This window comes from Sphingopyxis fribergensis (assembly GCF_000803645.1).
GTDB lineage: Bacteria > Pseudomonadota > Alphaproteobacteria > Sphingomonadales > Sphingomonadaceae > Sphingopyxis > Sphingopyxis fribergensis.
This window is the reverse complement of record NZ_CP009122.1, coordinates 2,116,073-2,139,905: the sequence shown is the minus strand read 5'-3', so window position 1 is coordinate 2,139,905 and position 23,833 is coordinate 2,116,073. Positions and strand designations below refer to the sequence as shown.

Here is a 23,833-nt window from a genome sequence, read left to right as displayed (position 1 = left end):
CGCGGCGTAGATCAGCGGAGTGTGGGCCTCGTCTTGGTTTGATGTTTAGGCGGCGAGCTTGCGGTGTTGCAAGCGCCGATGTTCGAGTGTCTTTCGCTTGATCCTTTCTCTTCGTTCGATGATGGCGGCAGCCCTGCCGAAGTAGGCATCGGCGGGCGTGACGTTGTCGAGGCTCTCGTGGTAGCGCTGGTGGTTGTAATGCTCGACGAAGGCCTCGATCTGCTGTTGGAGATCACCGGGCAGAAAGTAGTTTTCCAGCAGTACGCGGTTCTTCAAGGTCTGGTGCCAGCGCTCGATCTTGCCTTGGGTCTGTGGGTGGAAGGGTGCGCCGCGCACGTGGCTCATCTTGTTGGCCTCGATGTATTCGGCCAGTTCCCCAGCGATGTAGCTGGGGCCATTGTCGCTGAGCAGGCGGGGCCTGTGCAGCACGTTGACGTGGTCGCAGCCTGAGGCTGCCAGCGCCATATCGAGCGTGTCAGTGACGTCCTCGGCTCGCATGGTGCTGCAGAGCTTCCAGGCGATGATGTAGCGTGAGTAATCGTCGAGCACGGTCGATAGATAGACCCAGCCCCATCCGATAATCTTGAAGTAGGTAAAGTCGGTCTGCCACATCTCGTTGGGGCGGGTGGTCTGCGTGTGGAACGCCTCGGCGGCCTTGATCACTGTGTAGGCCGGGCTGGTGATCAGATCGTGGGCCTTCAGGAGGCGATAGACCGTGGCTTCGGACACGAAGTAGCGCTTCTCGTCCGTGAAGCGCACTGCCAGCTCGCGCGGGGATAGATCGGTCTGCTCCAGCGCCATCTCGACGATCTGGTCCTGGATATCGTTTCCGATGCGGTTCCACACCCTGCTCGGCGCTGAAGGGCGGTCCTGAAGCGCCTCCGGCCCACCTTCGAGGTAGCGGTCATACCAGCGGTAGAAGGTTCGCCGTGCCACACCGAGTTGGTCCAGCGTGCGTTTGGCGGGCAGGTGCGACTGCTCGACGATCCGGATGATCTCGAGCTTCTCGGATGCGGGATATCTCATTCTTCGTCTCCCCCATCCGCGATCATGCTTTTTTTGAGCAGCCGGTTCTCCAAAGTGAGATCGGCCACGCACTCCTTCAGATCGCGCGCTTCACGGCGCAGACCCTTCACCTCGTCCGTGGTCGCAGCACGCGCAGTGTCACCAGCCAGACGGCGCTTGCCGGCTTCCATGAACTCCTTGGACCAGGTGTAATACAGGCTCTGCGCAATCCCTTCGCGGCGGCACAGCTCGGCAATGGAGTCATCGCCGCGCAGGCCATCAAGGACGATCCTGATCTTGTCCTCGGCAGAGAAGTGCCGCCGAGTCTTGCGGCGGATATCCTTTACGACCTGCTCGGCAGGCAATTTGGACCTTGAGGATTTGGGCTTCATCTTCGTTCCTTCGTCACTACGACGAAGCCCAAATCCTCCTTAAATCACAACCTCTAATCTGTGCCATAGGTGCTGACGGGAGACAGTAGATAATCGAGGGATTTTCGGCACTTCCGACCGTCAACGCCGGACCATCGACATTCATCGTACCATGGAAGAGGTCGACGCCATTCGCGTCGATTGACTGCCTGACAGCTTCCTGCGCTTGAGCAGTCGCGCCGACTCCTGATGCAAGAATGGTTGTCAGACACAGCAACGCCATTCGACGCTTCGTCCGGACATGCGAACTCGAATGACGAAATGCCATTTAATAACCCCCTCGAAAAATCAAGCTGAACCCGCTCACTGGCGGCAGTCGCGCGCTCAGGGCGGCGGATTGGGTGAATTGATCGTCTTAAGCCGAGTACGGTTGTCGGCCTTGTCATGCTCATATTCGACGGTGACATTGTTATTCACCGTGCCCGTGCGAACGACCTTCGTCAGTCGTCCCTTGGCATCATATGTGTATGTGACGGTTTCTGCAGCAGCGGCAGGCGCCGCGATCCCAAGCGATGGCAACATGACAAGAAGCAAGCAGGCGCGATTCATAGTCACTCCCCGTTTGAAACAAGATGAGATTCAAGACCCTGCAAACTGACGTTGCTTAAATTGGAGGCTATGCCTCACCGTATGGAGGGTCAACTTGAACTGGACGTTAAGTGCTGGAAATCATATCCATAATGGCGGCAAATGCTTGCGTGTCGCATTCCCGCATCTATTGCGGCCAAAATGGCAGTTATCGTTTCCAGAATGATTTGGAATCCAGCTTTCGGAAAATAGCTTAGCCGCCCCGTCGGCGTTCCTTCGCCCACGCCATCACTGGCCCCCGACCGATATTCCCGACACATGGCGCCCGCTCGCGTCGCGGCTGAGCTGGAGCACGACATCGACCGTCGTCCGAACATAGGACAGGATATCGGCGCGCTGGAGGGTTGAGCCACCCTCGAGCACCAGCAGCGCCAACTGTTCGAACGCGCGCTCGACGCTGTCAGCGTGAATGGTCGTCATTGAGCCCGGATGCCCGGTGTTAATCGCGCGCAGGAACGCAAAGGCTTCTACGCCGCGCAGTTCGCCGAGAATGATGCGATCGGGGCGCATGCGGAGCGAAGCCGATACGAGGTCGTTGGCGGTGACCGACGCCTCGCCGAGCGCGCTGCGTGCGGCGATCAAGCCGACGGCATTGGCGTGCGCCAGCCGGATTTCGGGTGTGTCCTCGATCACGACCAGCCGCTCTTCGGGCGGGATCTCACGGATCAGTGCGTTAAGGAAAGTCGTCTTGCCCGACGAGGTTCCGCCCGAGATCAGCACATTGAGGCGCCCGCGCACCGCCGCGCGGAGCGCCGCGGCGACATCCCCGCTATCCACCAGTGCGCGCACCCGCTCGACAGTCGCAGCTTGTCCTTTTCCTGCCTTCCGAACCGCGCGGAACGCATCGGCGGCCACATAATCGTCAAGTGTGAGCTCGGCCGACACATGCTTGCGAATCGCGATCGCAAGATCGCCGCGTGTGGCGGGCGGCGCGACGACCTGAATGCGCGACCCATCGGGCAGGCTCGCCGACAGCAAAGGATGCTCGCGGCTGATCCCTTGGTGGCTAAGCGCTGCCACCTGCCGCGCCAGTCGGGCCAGCAGCGCCGCGTCAAGGGTCGGAACATCGTGGCGCTCAATCGCGCCACCGAGCGTCTCGATCCAGAGTTCGCCGGGTCGGTTGATATAGATGTCGGTGACGTCGGCGCGGTCGAGTGCGAACGATAGCGGCGCCAGATAGCTGCCAAGATAGACCCGGTCGGCGACCGCTGCCGTCATCGCGGTGCCTCGACCCCGGTGAAGTCGAGATCGCGCGCGACGAACACGCTGATGCTCGTTCCCTGCCGGACGCTGAGCGTCGGCGGAATCTGCGTTGCCTGGGTCGTCGTACCGGCCCCGGGCAAGGACCCCGGCAACGCTATGACCACCGAGTCACCCACCGAGCGCGCAGCAAGGTTGCCGCCGATCAGCATCGCCGTTTGCAGGATCGATCCCGCGAAGCGCTCGAAAAAGTGGCTATTCACCCTGGCGCGCACCCCGCCAACGCCAACCGGGTCGGTCGCGGGCGACTGGAGGGCGATGGTGACCCCGTCGGGTCGGATCAGCCGGGTCCAGGTCACGAACGCGCGTTTCTGGCCGGGGCTGGTGTCGGACGCATATTCACCGATAAGGCGGCTGCCGCGCGGTATGAGCACGCGGGTGCCGTCGAACCCGTGGACGTCGCGCTGGACGAGCGCGCGGGCGAAGCCCGCACCCGTCGAGTTAATCGCGGTTTCGAGAACGGCGGGAATCAGCGTGCCTTGCGGCACCGTCGTCGCCCGATTGGCGATCGACCCAGCGCGGCTGCGAGCGGCGGTGCCAAGCGACACTGCGGATTGTCCGCTCGATGCTTGCGGCGCCGCGCCATCGGCGACTGGCCGTGCCTGCGAGTCGACGATCAGGATGGCACCACCACTTGTGCGCGGCGCTGGAATCTCTTGAGGCGGCGGGGGCGCATAGGAGATTGACGGCGGCTGCGAATAGGAGGGGGGCGTGGGTGCCGGGGCAGGAAGCAGCTGGGGCTCGCGCGAGACTGCAACTGGACTTGGCGGCGGAGTAAATGGCAGCGCCGTCGCGGCACGCGGCACAGGCGGGATATAGAGCGGTGGCAGCGATTGCGACGCTCCCACCAGCTCGGATGGCGCTGGGCGCACTGCGGGCGCCGACAGGGCGCGGCGCCGCGCCTCAAGAACCGAGAAGAGCAGCGCGGCGGCAATGACCGCTCCGATCCCGATTGCCATGCCTGAAAGTCCGGCCCGCGGACGCGCAACCTGAGGCACTATGCCGCGCTCCGCAGTTCGTTCGGGACCGGCGGGAGTGGCATCAGGCGTACTCACGAAGCATCTGCCTTGGACGGATAACGCTTCGCGCGCGCCGTCTTGCGGTCGATGCGGAACAGCAGCGCCTCATGCACGCTGTCGATGACATAAAGGCCGCCACGCATATTGCCGTTGGCCAGCCGCTCGCGACCATAGTCGTCGATGACGAACACCGCCGGAAGGGCGACGTCCGCTGGCCAGTCGATATAGGTCTTGATGCCATCGTCGTGCATTCGAACGGGCCACAGAGCACGGGTGCCGCCCATGCGGTACATCCCCACGGCCGCAGTGGCGCCACTCGCCATGGCTCCGGCATCGGCACTAGGCTCCGGAGGATAGCGGAAGCGGATCTCGTAGGGGGGGGCACCATTGGCCGGGACGAGATCGAACGCATAGAAGCGCGCGCTGGTAATCACCGTCATATTGGTGCTGATCCCGCCCGCGGTCGGCCGCACGAACAGCATGTTGCCGCTCTGGCTCGCGACCACCTGCCAAGCACCGCTGTCGCCAATCGCGACATTCTGGATCTGCTCGTCGGGCGCTAGCGCGATCATGACTTGATAGCCGGGCGCAGCCTCGATCTCAACGACCTGGTCGCGGCGATAGTCGACCGTCTGCATGCGCGCGTCGCCGATGCCGGGCTGCGGACGCACCTGCGACCCGGCGCCGGACACCGGCATCAACGACAGGACGACAAGAGCGAGGCGGCCGATCATGGGCGAGCAACGACCGGTTGGCCCGCTGATCGAACAGGAATGCTGCCCTGCGAAGCCGGACCGGGTTCCACGACCGCGGTTGCGGGTTCGGGCGCGGCGAGTGCCTCAGCGCTCTTGCGATAGCTCGTCACCTTGAACCCCAGCGGATTGATCATCCGGTCCGCCGCCGACATCGGCTCGCCGCTATAGCCATAGCGGACAATCGCGACCCAGGGCTGCGAAGGCGCTGCCTGCCCGCCAGCATCGCGCCGCTGGGTGTCGAAGCGGATCATCGAGCTGTCGTCGCTCATCGGGGTCACACTTTTGACCTGAACCTCGATCAGCGACGAACGCGGTAGCCGCACCAATGGGCTATTGGGATTGGAGACCTGAACCTCAGACAGATAGCTGCCCCGCGCCGCGCCCTCTGACCACAGCGCGATCTTCTGATAGTCGCTCTGCACCGAATTGATGTCGAAGCCTTCGCGGGCGATGACATATTGGACGAGGAATGATTGGGTGAGCGCGCGCTCGCGCGAGATCGCCTGCGGCTCGAGCGGCTTCAAGGGCTGCACGAAGCCGGTCTGACGATCGACCAGCAAGGTATAGGGTTCGACCGTCTTGAGCGGGGTCAGGAACAGGAGCGCCAGCGCCTCGCACAGCGCGATGACCGAGGCCGCGCCGGCAACCCACCAGGCAGTGCGGCGCGAAGAGCGCAGCGCATCCTCACGGTCGTGCGCCCAGCTCCCGGCTTCGGCATAATAGGCATCGAGCGCCTCGCGGCTGGGTTTGTTCATGAGCGCCGATCCCTGGCAAGTGCGCGTGTCGAAATGCGGTGGCGGGTGCGGCGCCCGGACGACGCGGCCGCGGGCGCGGCGCTATACCGTTCGGTGCTATCCTGTCGTCCGGCGCTGCGCGCGATTTGTGCTGCGCGCGATCCGCCGCCAGATTCGGGAGCCGCGGTTTCACGGCGCTGGTTGATCGCGACCGCATCGGCGATTGCCGCGGCGCGCGAGCGGCTCTCGATCGGTGCGTGTGATGCGACAGGCTGCTGCGATGTTTCAACACGCGAAACACTGCCTTCGGCCGCGCGGGTGGATGCCGCCTGCATCCATGCCGGGATGCGCAGGCTCAGTGCCACGCGCCCGATGATGGCCATCACTGCGGCCAGCGCGATCGCGAAGATCGTCGTTGCAGCGAGCAGTTGCGCCGGTGCCCCGATGATATCGAGACCGCCGCCGCGCCGGGCGAGCAGGGTCGCGAGCCACGGCTCGAGGAATGCCAGCGCGACGCCGAGCGTGATGGCGATAGCCAGACTGCTGAGCGCGGAGCCGAGCAGCGCCTTCAGCCAGCCTGCGAACAGCCCGCGCGTTCCGTCAAACAACAGGAAGGCAGCGAACAGCGGTGCCAGCGCCAGCAGCAGGCCGGCAACGATCCGTACCACTGCGAAGGACGCAATGGTGGAGACAAGGAAGATCACCCGGGCAAAGCCGAGCGCAAAATTGTCGAAGCCGATGAACGGTGCGGGCGGAACTGTCGGCATGGTGGGCTGCCCGTTGGCGCCAAGCGGAGCCGGGCCGACACCTTCGATCGCGAGGATCGCGAGCGCCTGATCTATGCCATCGATGCGCTGGACCAGTCCGCCGCCGCTGCCCGGCAGGTTCGCGGCGCCGCCGATCGTCGCGGCAAGTTCGGCGGGCGAGCGCAGGATGATGTCATAGACGAGGATCTGATAGGCGGGCCAGCTCGTCGCGAGCACGAGCACCAGCCCGATCTTGACGAAGGTCAGCACCCCCTCGCGGATCGTCGGCGTATGCCCGAGCAGCATCCGGTAACCCAGAAACGCGATCAGCAGCGTGATCATGCCGGTCAGCAGGGTCGAGGCGGTCGATCCGGACGTCGCCAGCGCGCCATAGCCCTGCGCCCCGATGATCTGCGCCTGGCAGTCGAGGAAGCGGAGTGCGCTCGGCGCGAAGCTCTCGGGGGTCGGGATGGAATCACAGACCGCCATGGTCAGGCGCGCTCCATCAGCGCATCGTACCAAGCCTCGGGCGCGTCGCCATGTTCGGCGCGCAGCTCGTCGAGGATACGTACGGTGCGCTCGCGCCCCGACAGGATCGTTAGCAGTTTGTGCTCGCCCGACAGGTTGAGGCGCGCGACGACGCTCTCATTGCCATGCTTGATCAAGAAGCAATGCGCGATGTCGGGCAGCGACCGGACAAGCTCATATTCATGGGCGGTCAGCCCAAAGCCGCCCACATAATCTTCGGCGCGCGCTTTCGGGTTCGCCATGAAAATCTGCGTCGCCGCCTGCTCGATGATCGCGCTCGCAATCCGGCTCTCCAGCGCATCCTGCGCACTCTGCGTCGCAAAGCCGACGATGCCGTTGCGCTTGCGGATCGTCTTTTCCCAATCCTTGATCCGGCGCACGAACACATCATCGTCGAGAGCTTTCCAGCCCTCGTCGACGACGATAATCGCCGGACTGCCGTCGAGCCGCTCTTCGACCCGGTGGAAGAGATACATCATCGCCGGCGTGCGCACCGCAGGATCGTCGAGGATCTGGGTCATGTCGAAGCCAACCGAGCGAACGGTCAGATCGGTCGCGTCGAGTTCATTGTCGAAAAGCCAGGCCCGCTCGCCGTCGCCCCACCAGGGCCGCAGGCGCGACCACATGTCGTCGGCGTGCGGGCGATGGCCGCCGCGGAACAGCTCGACAATATGGCGGAGGCGCCGGTGCTGCGGCGGCTGGGCATAGTTGGCGTCGATCGCGTCCTTGATTTGCGCCAGCTCCTCGACGCTGGCGCCGCCCGCGAGCAGCGCGATCCAGTCGATCAGAAACTGGCGGTTGGCGGCACTATCCTCAAGCTGAAGCGGGTTGAGCCCCGAGGGCGTTCCGGGACGCAAGACATCATAACGCCCGCCGATCGCGCGGATGAACAACTCGCCGCCGCGGTCCTTGTCGAAGAAGACGATCCGCGGATCGAACTTGCGCGCCTGCGCGAGCAGGAAATTGAGCGCCACCGTCTTGCCCGACCCAGACGGACCGATGATCGTGAAATTGCCGAGATCGCCTTGGTGGAAGTTGAAAAAATAGGGGCCGGCCGCGGTGGTCTCGAACAGGGTCACGGCATCGCCCCAATGATTGCCATGCGGCTGGCCGAGCGCGAAATTATGCCCGCTGGCAAGCCCCGCGAAATTGCCCGTCGAGACGAGGCCGCGCCGCGCGATATATTTGAAGTTTCCGGGGAACTGCGCCCAGAAGGCGGGTTCGAGCGCGATTTCTTCACGCACCGCGATAATCCCGAGATCGGCGAGTGCCGCCTGGACTTCGGCGACCCCCGCGTCGACCTCGACGGGCGACGCGCCGCGAATGCCGATCGTCATATGATGCTCGCCAAAGCCCGATCGTCCGGCGGCGACCTCGTCCTTGGCGCTCGCGAGTTCAGCGCGCAGGCTGAGCGCTTCGTCCTCGGCCGAGCGCATGCGGCGCAGCGTCAGGTTCATCCGTTCGAGCGCCGACTGGCGCTCGACGAAGCCGAACGACTGCGAGATCGTCAGTTCGAACGGCAAGCGCAACAGTTCGTCGAACATGCCCGGGCTGGTCTGGCCCGGATAATCCTTGATCGACACAAGGCCGATAAAGCTGCGATCCGAATGGCCCGACGGCCCGAGCTCGATCGCCTCTTGCCCGAAACTGATCCGGCGGTCGGGAAGATAGGCGCCGATGTCCTGCGTCGGCAGCAGCACCGGGCGGCTTTCGCCATTGTAGAGCGTCGAGAGGAATTCGAGCGGCTCGGAGCAAGGCCCGACCGGCCCGTCATAGACCGTCAGCAGCGAAGGTTCGTAGCTGCCGAGCGCCGCCACCAACGCCTCGCGCGCGGTGTCGAGCTGGCGTAGGTCGTGCGTCTCGGTCTCCGTCGCCGAACGCGCGCCGCCCAGCTTCTCGCGCAAACTGTCGAGCACGCCGACGCGGCCTTGTAACGGGCGGCGGATCAGCGTGAGGTAGAGATCATTGACGAACAGCTGGCGCCGGTCGAGCCGCCCTTGCCACGCCGCGTCAAGCTTGGCCGAAAAGGGATCGCCAAACTCCCCATCGAGCCCGGCTTCGACGCGGCGGCGAATGATATGGTGATAGATGGAAAAGCGCGACGAGCCAATCGATTGCAGCATCGCGTCGCGCAGCCGCTTGCGATAATTGATCTCGTCGGTGTCGGCAGTCTCGAACAACATTCCGCGCAGCGCAATGACCTGCATCAGCAAGCCGTCACGGGTCGCGATCGTATGATCGTCGACGTGATGGCCGTAGGGCAGGTGGCGCCCCGCGGGCGCCTCCCTGGCAACGACTTTCGGCGAGGATGCTAAGGCCGGTAGGAGTTGCATCGCCAGATCGAAAAATTGCGCACGCGCGGGCAACGGCCGACCTTGGCGAGCCAGAGATCGAAGAAGCGCGGCTCGCGCAGGCACAGCAGCACGCCGGCCAAATGGACGACGAGCGCGAGGACGAGCGCCCAGACGGTGCGAAAGATCAGGAACAATTCGGTTGCGAGCACCGCATTGGCGACAAAATAGCTGTAGGTGACCCCGGCGAACATCTGCGGCCGCGTCAACGCGACGAACATCACATCGCGCTCGACCCCGATCATCGCTCAGCGGTCCAAGGCAGCGGTGGATTGGATGCCCGCAACGATGCTGGCGGCGCCGAACAGAATGAAGCAGCCGACAATGACCGTCGCGCCGTAACGCCAGTTGATCCGCCCGGTCAGCATCATGAAGCCAACCGTGGCGACCGCGATCACGGCGACAACGGTCGCGATCGTACCGAGCAGGGTGCCTTCGAGCCAACGTAACGCGGACACCAAGACGCCCGAGCCTGCGGGATCGGCGATGTCCTGCGCGTGGGCGGTGGCGGCGTGGAAAAGTGCGAGCGTCGCCGCCGACCAACCAGCGATTCTGTGTTTTAGCCCCACTTACTTGCCCCGCTTCCCGCCAAGAATTGTCGTGATTACAAGCGCGAGGCTAGTCGTCGCCCTCCGAGCCTGCCAGCCGGATTCGATCAAAGCCGGCAACAATTGGTTCCAAAATGGCAGCTATTCCGATTGCCACCGTTCTCCCAATGCCGCTGCATATGTTCGCTGGAGTGCTTATGTATTCGCCGACCTTATCGCTCACCGATCCGCCCGCACAGAGTCCGATCATCGATGGCGTGGCTTGGGTGCAGGGCGCCGCGCTCGGCAGCGCCGCGACGATCGTCGCGGTCATCGCAGTGGCGATGATCGGGATGCTGATGCTATCGGGACGATTGGAATTGCGGCGGGGTATTGCCGTTGTACTGGGATGTTTCATTCTGTTCGGCGCTGGCGGCATCGCAGCGGCAATCACTGGACTTGCCAGAGCCGGTTCGCCGCCACAGGTTCTGGCCGCGCAAGAGACCGATCGGCTATCGCCCCGACTGGGAACCTCCGGTCCGCCGCCCGCCGCCTATGACCCTTATGCGGGAGCGTCCGTTCCCTCCCGACGCTAACGCGGCCGTGTCACCGCAGAGATCCGCCGCACTCAACGCGACCGCGGCGTTGCTCACAACCGCCGTCGTGTCGCACGCTCCCAAACCGGTCAAATCTCCGGGTGTCCGACCCTGATCGTGCAATTCACCGGCCTCTTCGCCTTGAGCGCAGCCTTTTCGCATCCTTCGATCTTCTCGCGGTTATCGCGCCGCATTTCGGCGGCGGCGGCGATCGCACGATAGGCTTCCGGACTGCCGGCCTGCATAAGCTGGATGCCGCCGTCCCACACGCTGGGCGCACCGACGACATGCGCCGCCATTCTTTCAGGCAGTTGCCAGCGGTCCGGCAACGCCCGCGCGAGGGCGCCGGGCAGGATCGACCAGAGCAGACATCCGGCAAGCAGCCCGCCGCCGCCCGCGCACCAGAGGTGGAGGCGCTGCTGATAGGCCGCGCGCAGCGTCGCGCTCACGCCAAGCACGCCGCGAATGGCATCTTCATACCGGTCTTGGGAATTACGTATCCACCCCTCGGTGGATTGGCGCGCGTCCTGGACGACCCGGTCGATCCGCCGCGCCATGTCTTCAGGAGTCAGTTCCATTGCGGGCTTGCCAAGAATGGTGGTCAGGGTTTCCTCTGCTGCATCGAGTCGATTCGATATCTCGCCCAGGGTGAGGCTATAATCGGGGATCCGGATCTCGGACTTTTCGGCGGCAAGCTTCTCGGTCGCCCGGCGCATCAGCGCCACTTCGCCCTCAAGCCGCCTAAATGCCGCGGTGGCGGGATCGTCGATTTCCAGTTCGTCTTCAGGCATATTCATCCTCCTACATACCGATCCCAATGCCGCGCGACCGTCCGCGGCCGATCCCGGCGATCTCCGCCAGATCCTGCCCGACCGATCGAGCCGACCGCATGTCAATGCCGAGCGACGCCTTTCGACCGCGTAGGATCGATTCGACCTGCGCATCGCGTTCGAGACTCTTCGCCATGGCGCCCATGTGACTGCCGATTTTGCGCGCTGCGTCATGTTCGCCAGTTCGGCTGAGCGATGCACGCTGCTGCTGGAGCTTTTGCCAGTCTTCGACAAAGCGGTCGGCGCGCTTGGCGGGATCGATGCGGATATCGGCTTCGCGATGCATGGCGCGGATCGCCGCCTGGCTGTTCCCCTGCGCGGCTGGCGCAACAAGCTCGGGGTTGCGTTCGAACGCCGACGCCAGATCGCCGCGGGCATGCGAACCGATCGCGCCCACCGCATCGCCCGCCCGCGCCAGCGCATCGCGCTGGTGGCGCAGCACCGGCAGTTCCTGCGCGCGCATTTGCTCGATGTCGACGACCGCGCGAGCATAGCGCTCGACCGCGCGGCGGGTTTCGTCGGTTCTCGCGGTGTCGCGCGGCTCGATGCTGGCGCGCTTTACGGTCGGCTTGAACCCGGCAAAGATGCTGCGCGCCTTCTCGGGGACTTGTTTTGCAATCTCGGGAAGCTTTTTCGCGGCTTCGACGACCCGCTCGCGCATGCTTATGCCGCGCCGTTCGGCAAACGCCCGTGCCGGGTCCGTCTTGGCATAATCCGCCGCCATATCCTTGGCGCGCTCACGGCTGAGGGTGCGAACGAGCTTGCCCTGATGCTTGAAGTCGTCGCGGCCGTAGTGGAGGCTCACGCCATCGCGGTGGCGGCTGAGCCCGACGTAGGCACTGTGACGGTCCATTCCCGGCGTCGCCAAAACATGGGTGCGATCAACGGTCATGCCCTGCGCCTTGTGGAAGGTCGCGGAATAGCCATGATCGACATGGGCATAATCTTTGAGGTCAAACGCCGCGCCGCGTCCGCCGTCGGTGCGGACGGTCATACCGCGCGTGCTGACCTGCTCGACCACCCCAAGCGTGCCGTTCTTGACCTCCAGGCTGCGCTCGTTGCGCAGGAACATGATACGGTCGCCGGGTGCGAACACTCGCTCGCCGCGCTCGGTCTTCACTGCCACATCGTCGCCAAGCGCACCCGCCGTGCGCATCCGATCGCGCGCTGCCACATTAAGTTCGCGCACCTCGTCATTGGTGTGGGTGAGGATGATGCGGCTGGCGGCGGGCCGTGCCTGCCGGTCGCGATCCCAGCGCTCGATCAGCTCCTCGCGCGCTACCTCGCGGGTCTCGGCGACATGCACCATGCCCGCTTCGTCATAGGCGCGGATCGCATCGCCGGCCCGGCCCGTCGCCAGTGCGCGCGTTGCATCCCGCTGCCACGCTTCGCGCTGACGCCGCACCTCGGTGATTTCCGCGCCGCCATGCTGCTCGTGGAGCGCGCGGAACGCCGCGCCCGCCTCGATCGATTGGAGTTGCTGCGGATCGCCGACGAGGACCACCTTGGCGCCGACGTCGGCAGCGTGCGACAATACCCGTTCCATCTGCCGCGTACCAACCATCCCCGCCTCGTCGATGACGAGCACGTCGCGCGATGTGAGAAGACCGCATCCCTTCGCCCAGCCATGCTCCAGGCTGGCAACGGTGCGCGAGGTAATGCCCGAACCGCCTTCGAGATTTTCCGCGGCGATGCCCGACAGCGCCGCCCCGCGCACCTTCAGTCCGGCAATCTCCCACGCCTCGCGCGCGGCGCCGAGCATCGCGCTCTTGCCGGTCCCGGCATAGCCGACAACGATGCCGAGATCGCGACCATCGGTAACACGGGCGAAGGCATCGCGCTGCTCGCCCGTTAGCAGCAAACCGCGCTTGGCTGCGCGTGCTAGCGCGATGGCACCATCGACGTTCGATACCCGATGGCGTTCGCGCGCTGCCATCGCTTCGGCGGCGCGGTACAGCAGTTGTTCGGTGTCGATCATGTCGCGCGACGTGAACCGATCCTCGCCGCGTCCGTCCTTGCCAAGCGCGATCAGATCGGGCGACGACCGCACCGCGTTGATGACCGCATCAAACTGATCGCGACCATCGCTGTGCCGGTGTGCAAACATCGCTAGGTCGCGGTTGGTAAACGTCGCCTGCCCGTAGGTGATCGCGTCAAGTGCGACACGCGGGTTGGCAACGATCCGCTCGCCATTGCGGCGGGCGATATCGCGATGCTCTTCGATCCGCTCGACCTCAAGCCCGAGCGCGCCCATGCGCGACGCGGCGGGGCCGATCTTGTCCTGCGGTTCGAGCTCGATGCCCTGCGCTTCGAGGCTGCGATGATCGACGCGCGCATCGATATCGAGTTCGGCAAGCCGTTCGTTGACATGATCAGCCCAGCGCTCGCGCCATTGTTCGACAAGTTCAGTGCGGTTCCAGTCGCGGACCTTTGTGCCGAACCCCGCTTCGCCATCTTCATCGACGACAATCTCGCGCATCGTCAGCATGACATGGGCGTGGGGCTTGGCGAGTCCGTCGGCACCGATATCCCAATGGACGTTGAGGTCGGCGATCATGCCCTGATCGACGAACTCACGGTTCACGAAGTCGCGGCCGAGGTCGATCCCCTGCTGCTGGTTCATCTCGCGCGGGATGGCGAACTCGACCTCGCGGCTGAGCTGAGCGTCCTTGCGCTTCTCGAACGCCTCGACATCATTCCACAGCCGCTCCCGGTCGCGCCATTCGTCGGGCGTGTTCTCCGGCAACAGCACTTCGCTGTGGACGACCCCCGACTTGTTGGTGAAGTCGTGCGCCCGGTCCAGCCGCTTATCGTGCAGCCGGTCGGCTGAGCGATAGGCGGCGGCAGCTACAGCACTGCGTCCGGCAGCGCGGCTGATGACTTTGACCGAAAGATGGAAGATCGCCATGACGGCAATCCATCTACACTTCAAAAGCCACGTCGGCACGACGTATAAGCGCGCCCTCACACGGAAAAATCCGCGGAGGGACTAGGCTGTGCCAGACTGTCCCGACGACCTTGCTGCGCATCGAGAGGCGCATCCCTATGATGGGGTCATCACCCCAACATGGAGATGCGACATGCGCAAACCCCGCGATATCGATTCGGAATTGAAGGCGCTCGAAGCGAAAGCGAAGATCCTCAAGGAACGCCGCGTTCGCCAGTTCGGCGAACTCGTCATTGCCACCGGCGCCGATGAACTCGATCCTGAAATACTGACCGGCGCGTTGCTCGGTGCGGTCGCTGCAAAAGACGCAAATGCGACGGAGGGCTGGCGCAAGGCGGGCGCGAGCTTCTTTCAGCGTGGCGCACGCAAAGCTACGGCGCGACGTAATCGCGATGCAGCGAATGACGCGGCGCCTGATCGCAATGCGGCATCGGCTTGAACTGGCGCAGGCGCGGACCGGCATGCGCGAATGGCAGATCAAGCGCCGCGAGCGCACGCGCCAGCTGATCGAGCTCGGCGGCCTCGTCGCGAAAGCGGGGCTCGTCGAACTGACCGATGACGACCGGGCGATGCTCTACGGCGCGTTTCTGTGGATGGCTGACAAGCTCCGCAGCGATGACGGCGCGCAAGCCTCTGCGCTTTGGATCAGAAAAGGGAAGCGAGCTTTCGACATGGCCGCTATTGCCGAAACGGGCTCCAGAATACGGGACATTTGATGCTTGAATATCTGAATGACAACGCTGGCGGGGTGACAGCCATATTTACCTTGGCGCTGCTGCTCGTCACCGGTTTCTATGCGTGGACGACGTTCGATCTTCTGCGCGAGGCGCGGCAGTCGCGTCTCATGGCAAGCGAGCCACGCGTCGTGGCATATCTCCGCGCGAATGAAGTTCATTCGAATATCGTGCAGCTGCACGTCGCCAATTTGTCTGGCGCTGCCGCGATGGGCGTGACCGCATCGATTAGTAAGCTCACCGATTGGCCAAACCCGTTCGATCTCGACAACTCGAAGATACTTCGTGATCTCAAATTCCTGCGTCCGCACGAGGTTCTGAAGTTTGACTTGGGTGTGGGGCCAGATCTTTTTCAGGATGACGTTCCTGCCGAGTTCCAGATAGCGATCGCCTTTCAAAGCCTCGATGGGCGCGCCTTCTCCTTCGATGACAAGTTGCGCGTCGAGAGCGTCGAGGGTCATTCGCACTTCCAGATTTACTCGATCGACGATGTGGCGCGGCGGCTGAAAGAAATGACAGACGCCTTGCGTAGCGTCATCGGGTCTCGCCGCCTTCGCGTCGAAACCTATGATGCCGATGACCGCGAGGCCGAGCGACGCCGTTGGGACGAGCAACGTGCAAGCATCAAGGGTGGCGACAGGAGCGGAGACAAGAAGAGATAGTGCTCGCTCACACCGAAATACTCCGGTCTTGTTGAGATCATGGCCGGTTCACTGCTCTGTGCGGCGGTCGCATGACGGCGCAGCCGCGCAGCTAGTCAAACTCTTTCAGTGCGCCGCGCAGTGCGATCAGCGTTGCCGCTATATGGCCCTCGACCTCCTTGACGTCGATGTCGAGGCGCCGCGCAATGCGCTCGTAGCTCAATTCTTCGAAGCGGTGCATGAAGAACACCTCGCGCGTGAGTTCCGGCAATGCGGCGATGGCGGCCTCGGCCCGTGCGATGCGCGCATCGCCGGGTGCCGCCAATGGACGACGCCGCGGCTCGCGCCGTCGCCAAATGCGAAGGCGCATCACCATTGCTCCGCGACCGCCGCGCGGCAGAGCGCAAGCGCGCGCATCATGTGATATTCCACCGTCGCAATGCTGATCCCGACCTGCTCGGCGATCTGTTTGTAGGTCATGCGGCGTAGTCGGTGCATCACGAACACGCGCCGCGTCTTCGGCGGCATTGTGCGAACCGCCTGCCGGTACAGCCGCAAGAGGTCCGCTGCCTCGATCCGCCACGTCTGTTCGGCGCGCGACTCGGCGTCACGGTTTTCGTCGAACGGAAAGAAGACTGTGCAGTCCCGCCTCTTTTGGCGCGAGCGGTCGATCAACAGGTTGCGCGCGATCCGGGTCAGATAAGCGGGCGGATTGTCGATCCGGTCCAACGTCCCGCTGCCGAACATGCGTGCGAACACCTCCTGCACCAGATCGGGGGCTGCTTCGCGGCCAACGCGTCGGTTGAAGTATTGCAGCAGTCGGGCGTGCTCTGCGGGGAGCGTGGCATGGAGCATCGCCATAGGCGTGTGGAGCGTCATGTCCGCGCCCTCCCGCCGCCGCGCGCAGCAAGGGGCGCATCACGAGACGAGCGGTGGAGGGTGATGCCTGCCTCGATCCGGTCGAGGATGAAGGTGTCACGCTCGGCCTTGGCAACACGGATGTCGGATTTGGCGTAAATTTCCAGATCGACCGCGCAACGGTCGCCAAGCTCGCTGCGGATGACATCGCGGGCGCGCTGCCAGCACCGTTCGTCTGTGAATAGCGGATGATTGACGACGATCCAGAGTTCGTAATCGGAAAAGTCGATCGTCCGGCTGTCTTCGTACCAAGTTCGCCGCGCGTAAGGACCGATAAGGATGATGCGTTTGATCTGTCCCGGCTCGGGTGCTTGCACCTGACTTGGGTCGAAGAATGCGCGCAGAATGCGCGTGATCCGTTCGATCTCGCGCTGCTTGCGGCGGATCAAATGGCCGACGCGCGCCATTACAACTTCGCGCGCGTAAACGTCGTTCGGTGGGGTGGTCATGGTAAGCTCGCACAGCGGCGGTCCGCGCGTTCATGCGCGGATGTGCAAGCGGTGTCCGCTGTGTGGCGCCGCTCTTGCGACTTACAGCAACGGCCCGACCGTGATGGCCGAACCTACATGATGCCTGGCAGGGTTATCCTCGGGATGACCGCCAGTCACTCCATCCCGTTACGCCGATTATGCCAGAATAAAGGGATTCCGGCAAGCCGTGCGGCGAATGCATCTCTACCGACAGCCGCTTGGTCGTGTCCGTCGGCAATAGAGCATCAGCGTTTTGCTATGCTGGTGGAAAAGCGGCTACACGAGTGCTCTGGTCGCGACGGCGGCGCAAAGCATATCGCAGCGCACTAGAGATTAGGCCTGAAAGCGGTACTCGTTTGTGATGAGGGATATTGTAATTGTCGGACAGGAAGTCAGGAACGATTGAAGGCGACAACGCCGGGCTCAGGGCTATGGCGGCGCAGGTGTCGCTCGGCGCACTCCTGCCGTCCGGCTCCGAACCGCACCAGTTGGCACATGCGACCCGTGACCTGCCTAGCCTGCCTGATCGATTCAACACCGAGTTTCTTGGGCATGGTTGGGTCTATGTTGAGTTTGCCTGCGGCTACGAGCCAGCAGAACATGCTCTTTCAATGCGTCGCGACGGCGCCCTTCAAGTGGACATCGACGCGTACCTTGCCGAGGCGCTGCTCGGAATGGATCCAATTAAGTGGCAGACTCTCAAGATTCTGGGCGGGGGCATGGTGGAACCCGACTATCCGGTACGTGCCTCAATCGTCGAACGCGTTTTCGAAGCATACGAAGCCGAAGACTACCTCGTAGTGGTTCCCTTAGCTCTGATGTTGGTCGATGGCTTCGGCGTTTCGGTCACTGGGAGTAAGAGCATGTTTGCCGATCTGGAAACCCTCGACGAACTCTTCCAGTCGTCGGAAAGCGTTGCGGGACATCCATCGGCACTGAAAGAGCTTCTGCGCCATTTGCGAACGGGGCAGCGCGGCTATTCTGAACAGCCGCTTACGATGCCGCTTCGCAACGGGATACTCCACGGCACCCGTTTGAACTTTGCGAACCGAGTGACCGCCGCAAAAGCCATGAATCTTCTGGCAGCCGTTGTGGAATGGGCGCGCGATGTCGCTCCGGAGCCGAAGAATGAAATTGCCAAGCGGGACTGGAACAGAAAATTTCTCAGCGGGAATCTTGCTAGACTTAATCCGACTTCGCCCCAGCAGGCACTCGAACTTTTTCAGTCCGCTCTTTCCGCCCGGCGTGCCACCGACATGGTTGCCCTGATCAACTATCATCCCGTGCTCACGCTACTTTCGGAAAAGATCAAGGAATGGCGGGAGTTCGGCGATTACGAAATCGAGATTAAGGCGCTCGCACCATGGGAGCTGTTTGGTCATGATCGGGACACTGAGCAGCATGCACGATGTTCTGCCCGACTTTCCATCACTTTGCCGGACGGCAGGACTTTGACGAACGACCATGTTTTGCGCGCGACGCGATCGATTGAGCTTTCCCGTGCCCAGTTGCCATCGGTTTGGCAGATTGACCTCGGGCTACTTGGCGCCCTCCGGCGCCTGCTCGATTCAGGGTCTGGCGCATGACGACCCGGCCGCCGCCGTTTTGGCTTTTCAGCCCCCCTCCCGAAATCAGAAGCCCGAGCTACTGCGGTTGGCCTCCTGGCCTAACCCCGGGCCTTTTCGAGTTCGGCGATGCGCTCCGAACAGACCAGATGAACGACGCGACCCAATTCCTCGACGCGCGCGCCGAGCCAGTTGAGCTCCTCTTCGCTGATCCGGTAGTGTTTGGAATATCTCGCCTTGGTGTAGGCTTCCTTTAGCTTCTGGAACATCGCACGCTCGCGGTGGGTGTCTTCCGGCCAGATGCCATAGAGGCGGCGATCAAGCCCTTCTGCGAGCGAGCGCAGGAAGGCGATATTGTGGTTGTAAGGCGTGTAATATGTCAGCGTCAGGAGCAAACCTTGATAGAGACTTTCGGTAGCTTGGTGCAATAGGAACGCTGCACGTTTTCGATCGCCGTCTGACAGATAGAATTGAAAGCCTTTCAGGAAGGCCGCGCCATTGGGCATCCACTCTTCAAAATACTCTCTTGCCGCGTCGAGAGCCTGCTTCGGCGTCTTGGGCTTCGGCGTTGCCAGTTCACGGTCATCCGCTTCGTAAATCGCGACTCCATCCTTCGCGACCTCCATGAAAAAGACGCGACCATGTGCCAGCCCGTCGTTCACTTCGTGCAACGAATGGACGATGAAATTGACCGGGGTGCGCAGCGTCTTCTCGATCGTATAGGCGCGGATCAACCGCTCCTCGGCTTTGGCCCAATAGGCGGCGCGGTCGGTCAGCTCCTTCTGGCTGACGAGGACGAGAATATCATAGTCGGATTTATACTGGTTCGCCGACAATGGCGCATCGACCCAATCGCCGCGCGCGTGGCTGCCGAACAAGATGATTTTCAGGATGCGGGCGCCCTTGCGGCGCCCGGTCGCATTTTCGGTCGCCTGCCCGAACTCGTCGAACAATATCTCGACGATGCGTTCAAGCTCGCGCTGCTTCGCGGCAGGAAGGTGATCGACGTCTGTTCGCATGTGTCCGAGAATCTTCGGGAAGTTCGCCCGCTTTGGCAAGGACAGAATGCCCGGCGCTTTGCGCCGGGCCAAAAATTTGGGGGGAGCGGGTGAAGCCGCTCCCCCAAGGATGATTGCAGAAGGATCACGCCGCTTCGCGCATCTCCGGTTCCTCCTCGGCCTCCGCCGGGACGAACAGCAGGGCAATGCGTTCGCTCCGCTCGACGCAGCCGATGCCACCCCGCTCCGTGTAGCCGGTCGGCGGAAAGGCAAACCAGCGGGGAAGCCAGCCCTCGACCTTTTCGCGGCCATGACTGCCGGTGAGACAATCAACGAGGATGCCGCGCTGCACCTTGGCGGTCGCCCCGGCATTGGCTTCTGCCACATCGGCACCCGCAACCTCGCCGACGATGGCGGTAAGCAACGGCTTGTCGCGGATCAGGTCGGGCAACACTGCGTCGTCCTGCCAGCTCGTCCGCATATCGGTGCCGAGCAGCTGACCCAGCATATCGACCTCGGCGCTGCCGACGGCCAGCGTCTCACCCATGACGACGGGAAGGATGCTCATGACATCGCCATCGGACAGCGCAGCCAAGCGGACGAACAGCCCCGCAACGCCGTGATCGCCGTCATAACCACCAACCACAGTCGGCGTCTCTGGATCGAAGCCGAGCAGGGCCAGAACCTCCCGGCGCTTCACATCGAACGCTACCTCGCTTGCCGACACTTCGACGCTCTCGGCGATGGCATCGCTCGCCGCGCGCTGCTTCTCGACATCAACCCGCCACAGCGGCGAACCGACGATGGCATGGGCCACCATCATGCGCAACGCAACGCCCGGTTCGGACAGCAACGACGCGCGCACGGCGGCATGGCGGTGGAGATCGATATAGTTGCCCAGTGCGGCACTAACCTCGGGACGCATCGGCTTGGACGTGTCAGCACCCGGCTCGCCCTTGGCGCGCTGCCGCGCTTCCTTCATAGTGATAAAGCCCTCGTGGAAGGCGATCTCGCCGCGATGGCTGACCGACACGAAGACCTTGCCGCCCTTCTTCTTGGGGCAACGGTCATGCTCCCACGAATTGAAATAGGCGCCGCGCTCCATGACGACGATCCCGGACCATCCCGCCTCGCGATAGGCGTCTGCCTTATCCTCGACCGCCATCATCTGCGCCGTCCAGAAATCGTCCGCAATGGCAAAATAGCGGTCCTCGCCGAACAGGTCGGAAATGATCTCGCCTTTGTAATCGGCAAGGTCGAACAACGCGACCTTGGCCTCTATCGCGCTGCCGCCGAATAACCACGCCTTCAACTGCGCACCCGTGGGGGCGTGCTTCTCGGGACAATCGACCAATGCCAGCCACTCGCGCTGCTGCGCTTTCGATGCGAGGGTCAGATGCCGCATGGTGACGACATCGATCTTCTCGGCCCGATAGAGGTTGCGAATGCGAGGCAGCAGATTGCCGATGGCGAGGGTCCGCTTGACCTGCAAGCTGGTCAGCCCGAAGGTCAGGCCGATCGCCTCGACGCTCCGGCCTTCGCGGACAAGTCGGGTGAACCCTTCGCAGCGGTTCACCTCGTCGGGGTCCAGACGGGCGATGTTCTCGATCAGCGAAGCTTCGAGCGCCGCCGCGTCGTCCCCGGCTTCCATGACCGCACAGGGCAGCGGGTCGATGCCGTCCTGTTCTTCGGCGACGGCGAGCGCCGCATGATAGCGCCGTTTGCCCGCGACGATCTCATAGCCACCGTCTTCCGCTCCCGGTCGGACGATCAGCGGTACAAGGATGCCGCGCGCCCGGACGGACGGCAGAATGTTGATAAGGTCCGGCTTCTTGGCGACACCGCGCATGTTGGCGGACGAAACCGAGAGGTTGGCGATGTCGATATGCTTGAGTTCCATGATGTCTCTCCTTTGCTCTTCCAAACCACCGCAGCCCCGGCTGAGCGGGGTGGGCGGCGAGAGCGGCCGGAGAGGCCCGCCACCAAGGCAGGGCGCACCGCAGGCCGAAATGCAATGGAGGACCCCGCAGGGGTTGCGCCCTGCCGGGCGGGCCTCAGAGGAGAGCGACGACCACCCCGCACGGCCGGAGGCCAACGCCAGCGCGCGTTAGCGCGATGACCTTCGGGCCGGAGTCAGGCTCCGGCCCCGCGTCAGCGATCGTCACGGCGAAGCCGACGAGACGATGCGCAGCGGCGGCTCGGTGGAGCGCAGCGAAATAGAGCGCGGCCGCCACAGGCGGGACCTACGCCCCTTGTTAATCATCGTCCGTTATTTCTCGCATCAGGATACCAAAAAGGGGGCGAACAGCGTGGCAAGGCTCTATTCTCTCATCACAGCGTCCCTTGCCGCCCTTAGTTTCAGTATGCCCGCTTCAGCCGCATCGCTCTCCAACGACGCGACCGCCGCGCGGGCCGATACCCTTATTGCCAAGGCCATCGCACTTTTGCCGCCAAGTGGTCCACGACGAGCAATCGATCAGGAAACTATCGCTTCATTTTACCTTGAAATTAAGCGCTGCGACGATGCATCGGAAATCCTCTCGGGTCATGAGGCTTCCCAGACCGAGAATTTAGAGCGCCTCGCGATGACCGCGCATCGAACAGGGTTGAACGATTGCACGGTCGAACTCTCGCGACGGTGGGCCAGCAAAGCCCGGCAGCATAAACGTCCCGATGCTCTTGCCAAAGCCGGGGCTCTTTTGAGACTCGCCGGGAATGTTTCCGAAGGCCTTGGGATCATCAGCGAAGCGGAATCCAGCGTTAGGGAACCGCCGACGCGAACCAGTTATCTTTGGTCGATACGTTCGCAGACGTTGCAGATTTATGAGGGTACGGACATTTTCAGCGCTGAGCTGGAACGTGGCGCGCGGCAACTCTTGGCCATGCCTCCGGGCGATAACGTACTGATAGGGCAACCGACAGGAGGCCGATTTGCGGCGTGGTTGCTAGAGCACGGAAATACCGATCTGGCGAAGACGGTCGCGGAGTCTGTTTGCGCGTCGGCGCGCGGACAGACGATCAACTGCGGATATAGCGGCTATCTCGACCGGGACCTAGAACGGTTGAGCAGGGAAATTGCGAAAGGCACTCCGGCCCAGCAATCGAACGCCCTTCATATGCTCTACCGAAACGGCGCCCTTGATCGGGTCGTGCCGCATTTTCCCCGCATGGTGGATATCCAAGGGGGTAACAAAATTGCCGCGTTCAGGAGCCTCGTCTTCTATTCGAACACGATTTGGCAAAGTGATCCGAAGGCGGCAGAAGAAGGAGCCCGACAGGCGCTAGCATTGGGGCTGACGAAAGCGGACAAGGCGGGCGGCCTTGACGCTTCGTCTTGGAGAGTACTGCACTCGCAGCTTGCCAGAATTTTTGCAGGCTCCGCCGATACTCGCTCGATCAAGGAAACCCTCCGCCGCGGCAAGCCGCAGGGCAAGGAGCGAGATCCCTATTACGCCGCCATTGCCTCTGGGTTCGCGCGTTTCGGTGATGTGGCTGCCGTAGAACGCAATATCGAAGCTATCTCGACCGGACAAACACAGCGCGAAGCCTGGCTGGGCATTGCGGTCGGAACTCCCGGAGTTCCAATGGAGCGCCGCATGGTCGCGTTGGAGCGAGCCCTTGCCCTACCCGAAGGGCCTCGTCCGATGGGGGGACATCCCAGTCATTGCCCTCAGTTGGCAGGGGGTGCGATGATCGCCTCGGAGGGAGCTTCGGCCGAGGCACTCATATCCTTTGGGCAAATCAACCTTAGTCGCGGAAAGAACATTTGTGGCTATCGCAAATATCTTCTGGATGCAGCCGTTGGCACAAATGGAGATGAACGGGGTACGGCGATTGCGCGGGAACTGGTTGAAACCACCGATAAGCCATGCGTCGATTGGCCCTGCGACGATCTCAGGATATTGCAGTTGTTGGTGGACCTTCGTTTGCTCGACGAGGCGGAACAGTTTGCCATGAGGTTTGAAGAAGCCGACCGCATTCGGCCGCTGATTACCGTGGCCCGTGGATTGTTTGGTTCGGGTCGGCCCAGGCTGCTGTCCCGCGTCAGTGATCGTCACGGCGAAGGCGACGAGATGGCGAGGAACGGCGGCGCTATGGAGCGCAGCCCGTTGTTGTTGCTGCAGGCGCGGCGCCATTTGAGGGTGTCCCGGTAGTTTTGGACGGATAGCCCGCAACCGACGTCACAGGCA

The 23,833-nt window shown here is 63.0% G+C and carries 23 protein-coding genes; 6 read left to right on the top strand and 17 right to left on the bottom strand.

What is annotated here, in order from left to right; all coding sequences use genetic code 11:
- Positions 1-45 precede the first annotated feature (45 nt).
- The 10 genes from SKP52_RS09955 to SKP52_RS09905 form a co-directional block, all read right to left on the bottom strand.
- Positions 46-1,397 (bottom strand): IS3 family transposase gene (locus SKP52_RS09955; protein ID WP_148309194.1). Its coding sequence is split into 2 segments (ribosomal slippage): positions 46-1,059 and positions 1,062-1,397, totalling 1,350 coding nucleotides; the frame shifts between segments, so codons are not numbered across the junction.
- A 363-nt stretch (positions 1,398-1,760) separates the two neighbouring features.
- The gene (locus SKP52_RS09945; protein WP_052208923.1) at positions 1,761-1,958 is read right to left on the bottom strand and encodes a hypothetical protein; all 198 of its coding nucleotides are present in this window, start codon (positions 1,956-1,958) and stop codon (positions 1,761-1,763) included.
- Positions 1,959-2,252: 294 nt separating this feature from the next.
- Positions 2,253-3,242, bottom strand: coding sequence for a P-type DNA transfer ATPase VirB11 (gene virB11, locus SKP52_RS09940; protein WP_039574470.1), 990 nt, complete (start codon positions 3,240-3,242; stop codon positions 2,253-2,255).
- A complete protein-coding gene (locus tag SKP52_RS09935; RefSeq protein WP_148309073.1) occupies positions 3,239-4,243 on the bottom strand; it encodes a TrbI/VirB10 family protein in 1,005 nt (334 codons plus the stop codon). The genes virB11 and SKP52_RS09935 overlap by 4 nt, the downstream gene beginning before the upstream one ends.
- Positions 4,244-4,335: 92 nt before the next feature.
- Positions 4,336-5,037 carry a TrbG/VirB9 family P-type conjugative transfer protein gene (locus SKP52_RS09930; protein ID WP_039574467.1) on the bottom strand — a complete coding sequence of 234 codons (702 nt, stop codon included), beginning with the start codon at positions 5,035-5,037 and terminating at the stop codon, positions 4,336-4,338.
- Positions 5,034-5,813, bottom strand: a complete 780-nt coding sequence (locus SKP52_RS09925; protein ID WP_039574461.1) for a virB8 family protein — start codon at positions 5,811-5,813, stop codon at positions 5,034-5,036. Before SKP52_RS09925 ends, SKP52_RS09930 begins: the two co-directional genes overlap by 4 nt.
- Positions 5,810-7,027, bottom strand: coding sequence for a type IV secretion system protein (locus SKP52_RS09920; protein WP_039574460.1), 1,218 nt, complete (start codon positions 7,025-7,027; stop codon positions 5,810-5,812). Before SKP52_RS09920 ends, SKP52_RS09925 begins: the two co-directional genes overlap by 4 nt.
- Positions 7,028-7,029: 2 nt before the next feature.
- Positions 7,030-9,399, bottom strand: coding sequence for a VirB4 family type IV secretion/conjugal transfer ATPase (locus SKP52_RS09915; protein WP_039574456.1), 2,370 nt, complete (start codon positions 9,397-9,399; stop codon positions 7,030-7,032).
- Positions 9,378-9,662, bottom strand: coding sequence for a type IV secretion system protein VirB3 (locus tag SKP52_RS09910; protein ID WP_039574454.1), 285 nt, complete (start codon positions 9,660-9,662; stop codon positions 9,378-9,380). The genes SKP52_RS09915 and SKP52_RS09910 overlap by 22 nt, the downstream gene beginning before the upstream one ends.
- 3 nt (positions 9,663-9,665) lie before the next feature.
- Complete coding sequence (locus tag SKP52_RS09905; RefSeq protein ID WP_407695091.1) at positions 9,666-9,986, bottom strand: TrbC/VirB2 family protein; 321 nt, start codon at positions 9,984-9,986, stop codon at positions 9,666-9,668.
- Positions 9,987-10,132: 146 nt separating this feature from the next.
- On the opposite strand from SKP52_RS09905, the gene SKP52_RS25240 reads away from it, so the two are divergent.
- Positions 10,133-10,540: a TrbC/VirB2 family protein gene (locus SKP52_RS25240; RefSeq protein ID WP_228383884.1), complete on the top strand. Its 408-nt coding sequence runs from the start codon at positions 10,133-10,135 to the stop codon at positions 10,538-10,540.
- A gap of 89 nt (positions 10,541-10,629) precedes the next feature.
- Here the strand turns inward: SKP52_RS25240 and SKP52_RS09895 are convergent, their stop codons facing one another.
- Positions 10,630-11,331 (bottom strand): DUF6118 family protein, encoded by a 702-nt coding sequence (locus tag SKP52_RS09895; RefSeq protein WP_039580556.1) that lies wholly within the window; start codon positions 11,329-11,331, stop codon positions 10,630-10,632.
- Positions 11,332-11,341: 10 nt separating this feature from the next.
- Positions 11,342-14,278 (bottom strand): Ti-type conjugative transfer relaxase TraA, encoded by a 2,937-nt coding sequence (gene traA / locus SKP52_RS09890; RefSeq protein ID WP_039574453.1) that lies wholly within the window; start codon positions 14,276-14,278, stop codon positions 11,342-11,344.
- A gap of 172 nt (positions 14,279-14,450) precedes the next feature.
- Here traA and SKP52_RS09885 point away from each other — a divergent pair, with 172 nt between their 5' ends.
- From SKP52_RS09885 to SKP52_RS09875, 3 genes are read left to right on the top strand one after another with little or no spacing between them, the layout of a single operon-like run.
- Positions 14,451-14,756, top strand: a complete 306-nt coding sequence (locus SKP52_RS09885; protein WP_039574452.1) for a conjugal transfer protein TraD — start codon at positions 14,451-14,453, stop codon at positions 14,754-14,756.
- Between the two features lie 22 nt (positions 14,757-14,778).
- Positions 14,779-15,033 (top strand): conjugal transfer protein TraD, encoded by a 255-nt coding sequence (locus SKP52_RS09880; RefSeq protein ID WP_039580553.1) that lies wholly within the window; start codon positions 14,779-14,781, stop codon positions 15,031-15,033.
- Entirely contained in the window at positions 15,033-15,713 is a 681-nt protein-coding gene (locus SKP52_RS09875; protein ID WP_039574451.1) for a hypothetical protein, read from the top strand. The genes SKP52_RS09880 and SKP52_RS09875 overlap by 1 nt, the downstream gene beginning before the upstream one ends.
- 91 nt (positions 15,714-15,804) lie before the next feature.
- Here the strand turns inward: SKP52_RS09875 and SKP52_RS09870 are convergent, their stop codons facing one another.
- The 3 genes from SKP52_RS09870 to SKP52_RS09860 are packed head-to-tail and all read right to left on the bottom strand — an operon-like array spanning position 15,805 to position 17,059.
- Positions 15,805-16,017, bottom strand: a complete 213-nt coding sequence (locus tag SKP52_RS09870) for a sigma factor-like helix-turn-helix DNA-binding protein (RefSeq protein WP_052208057.1) — start codon at positions 16,015-16,017, stop codon at positions 15,805-15,807.
- A gap of 44 nt (positions 16,018-16,061) precedes the next feature.
- Complete coding sequence (locus tag SKP52_RS09865; RefSeq protein WP_228383883.1) at positions 16,062-16,571, bottom strand: sigma-70 family RNA polymerase sigma factor; 510 nt, start codon at positions 16,569-16,571, stop codon at positions 16,062-16,064.
- On the bottom strand, positions 16,568-17,059 hold the full coding sequence (locus tag SKP52_RS09860) for a hypothetical protein (protein ID WP_228383882.1): 492 nt from the start codon (positions 17,057-17,059) through the stop codon (positions 16,568-16,570). Before SKP52_RS09860 ends, SKP52_RS09865 begins: the two co-directional genes overlap by 4 nt.
- Positions 17,060-17,457: 398 nt before the next feature.
- Here SKP52_RS09860 and SKP52_RS09855 point away from each other — a divergent pair, with 398 nt between their 5' ends.
- Positions 17,458-18,666: a hypothetical protein gene (locus SKP52_RS09855; protein WP_039574448.1), complete on the top strand. Its 1,209-nt coding sequence runs from the start codon at positions 17,458-17,460 to the stop codon at positions 18,664-18,666.
- A gap of 80 nt (positions 18,667-18,746) precedes the next feature.
- Here SKP52_RS09855 and SKP52_RS09850 read toward each other — a convergent pair whose 3' ends face one another.
- Together SKP52_RS09850 and SKP52_RS09845 are read right to left on the bottom strand one after the other, a co-directional pair.
- Positions 18,747-19,664 (bottom strand): nucleotidyltransferase and HEPN domain-containing protein, encoded by a 918-nt coding sequence (locus tag SKP52_RS09850; protein ID WP_039574447.1) that lies wholly within the window; start codon positions 19,662-19,664, stop codon positions 18,747-18,749.
- A 124-nt stretch (positions 19,665-19,788) separates the two neighbouring features.
- Positions 19,789-21,543 carry a ParB/RepB/Spo0J family partition protein gene (locus SKP52_RS09845; protein ID WP_039574446.1) on the bottom strand — a complete coding sequence of 585 codons (1,755 nt, stop codon included), beginning with the start codon at positions 21,541-21,543 and terminating at the stop codon, positions 19,789-19,791.
- A gap of 352 nt (positions 21,544-21,895) precedes the next feature.
- Between SKP52_RS09845 and SKP52_RS09840 the strand changes: the two genes are divergently transcribed.
- Positions 21,896-23,797: a hypothetical protein gene (locus SKP52_RS09840; protein ID WP_148309072.1), complete on the top strand. Its 1,902-nt coding sequence runs from the start codon at positions 21,896-21,898 to the stop codon at positions 23,795-23,797.
- Positions 23,798-23,833 lie beyond the last annotated feature (36 nt).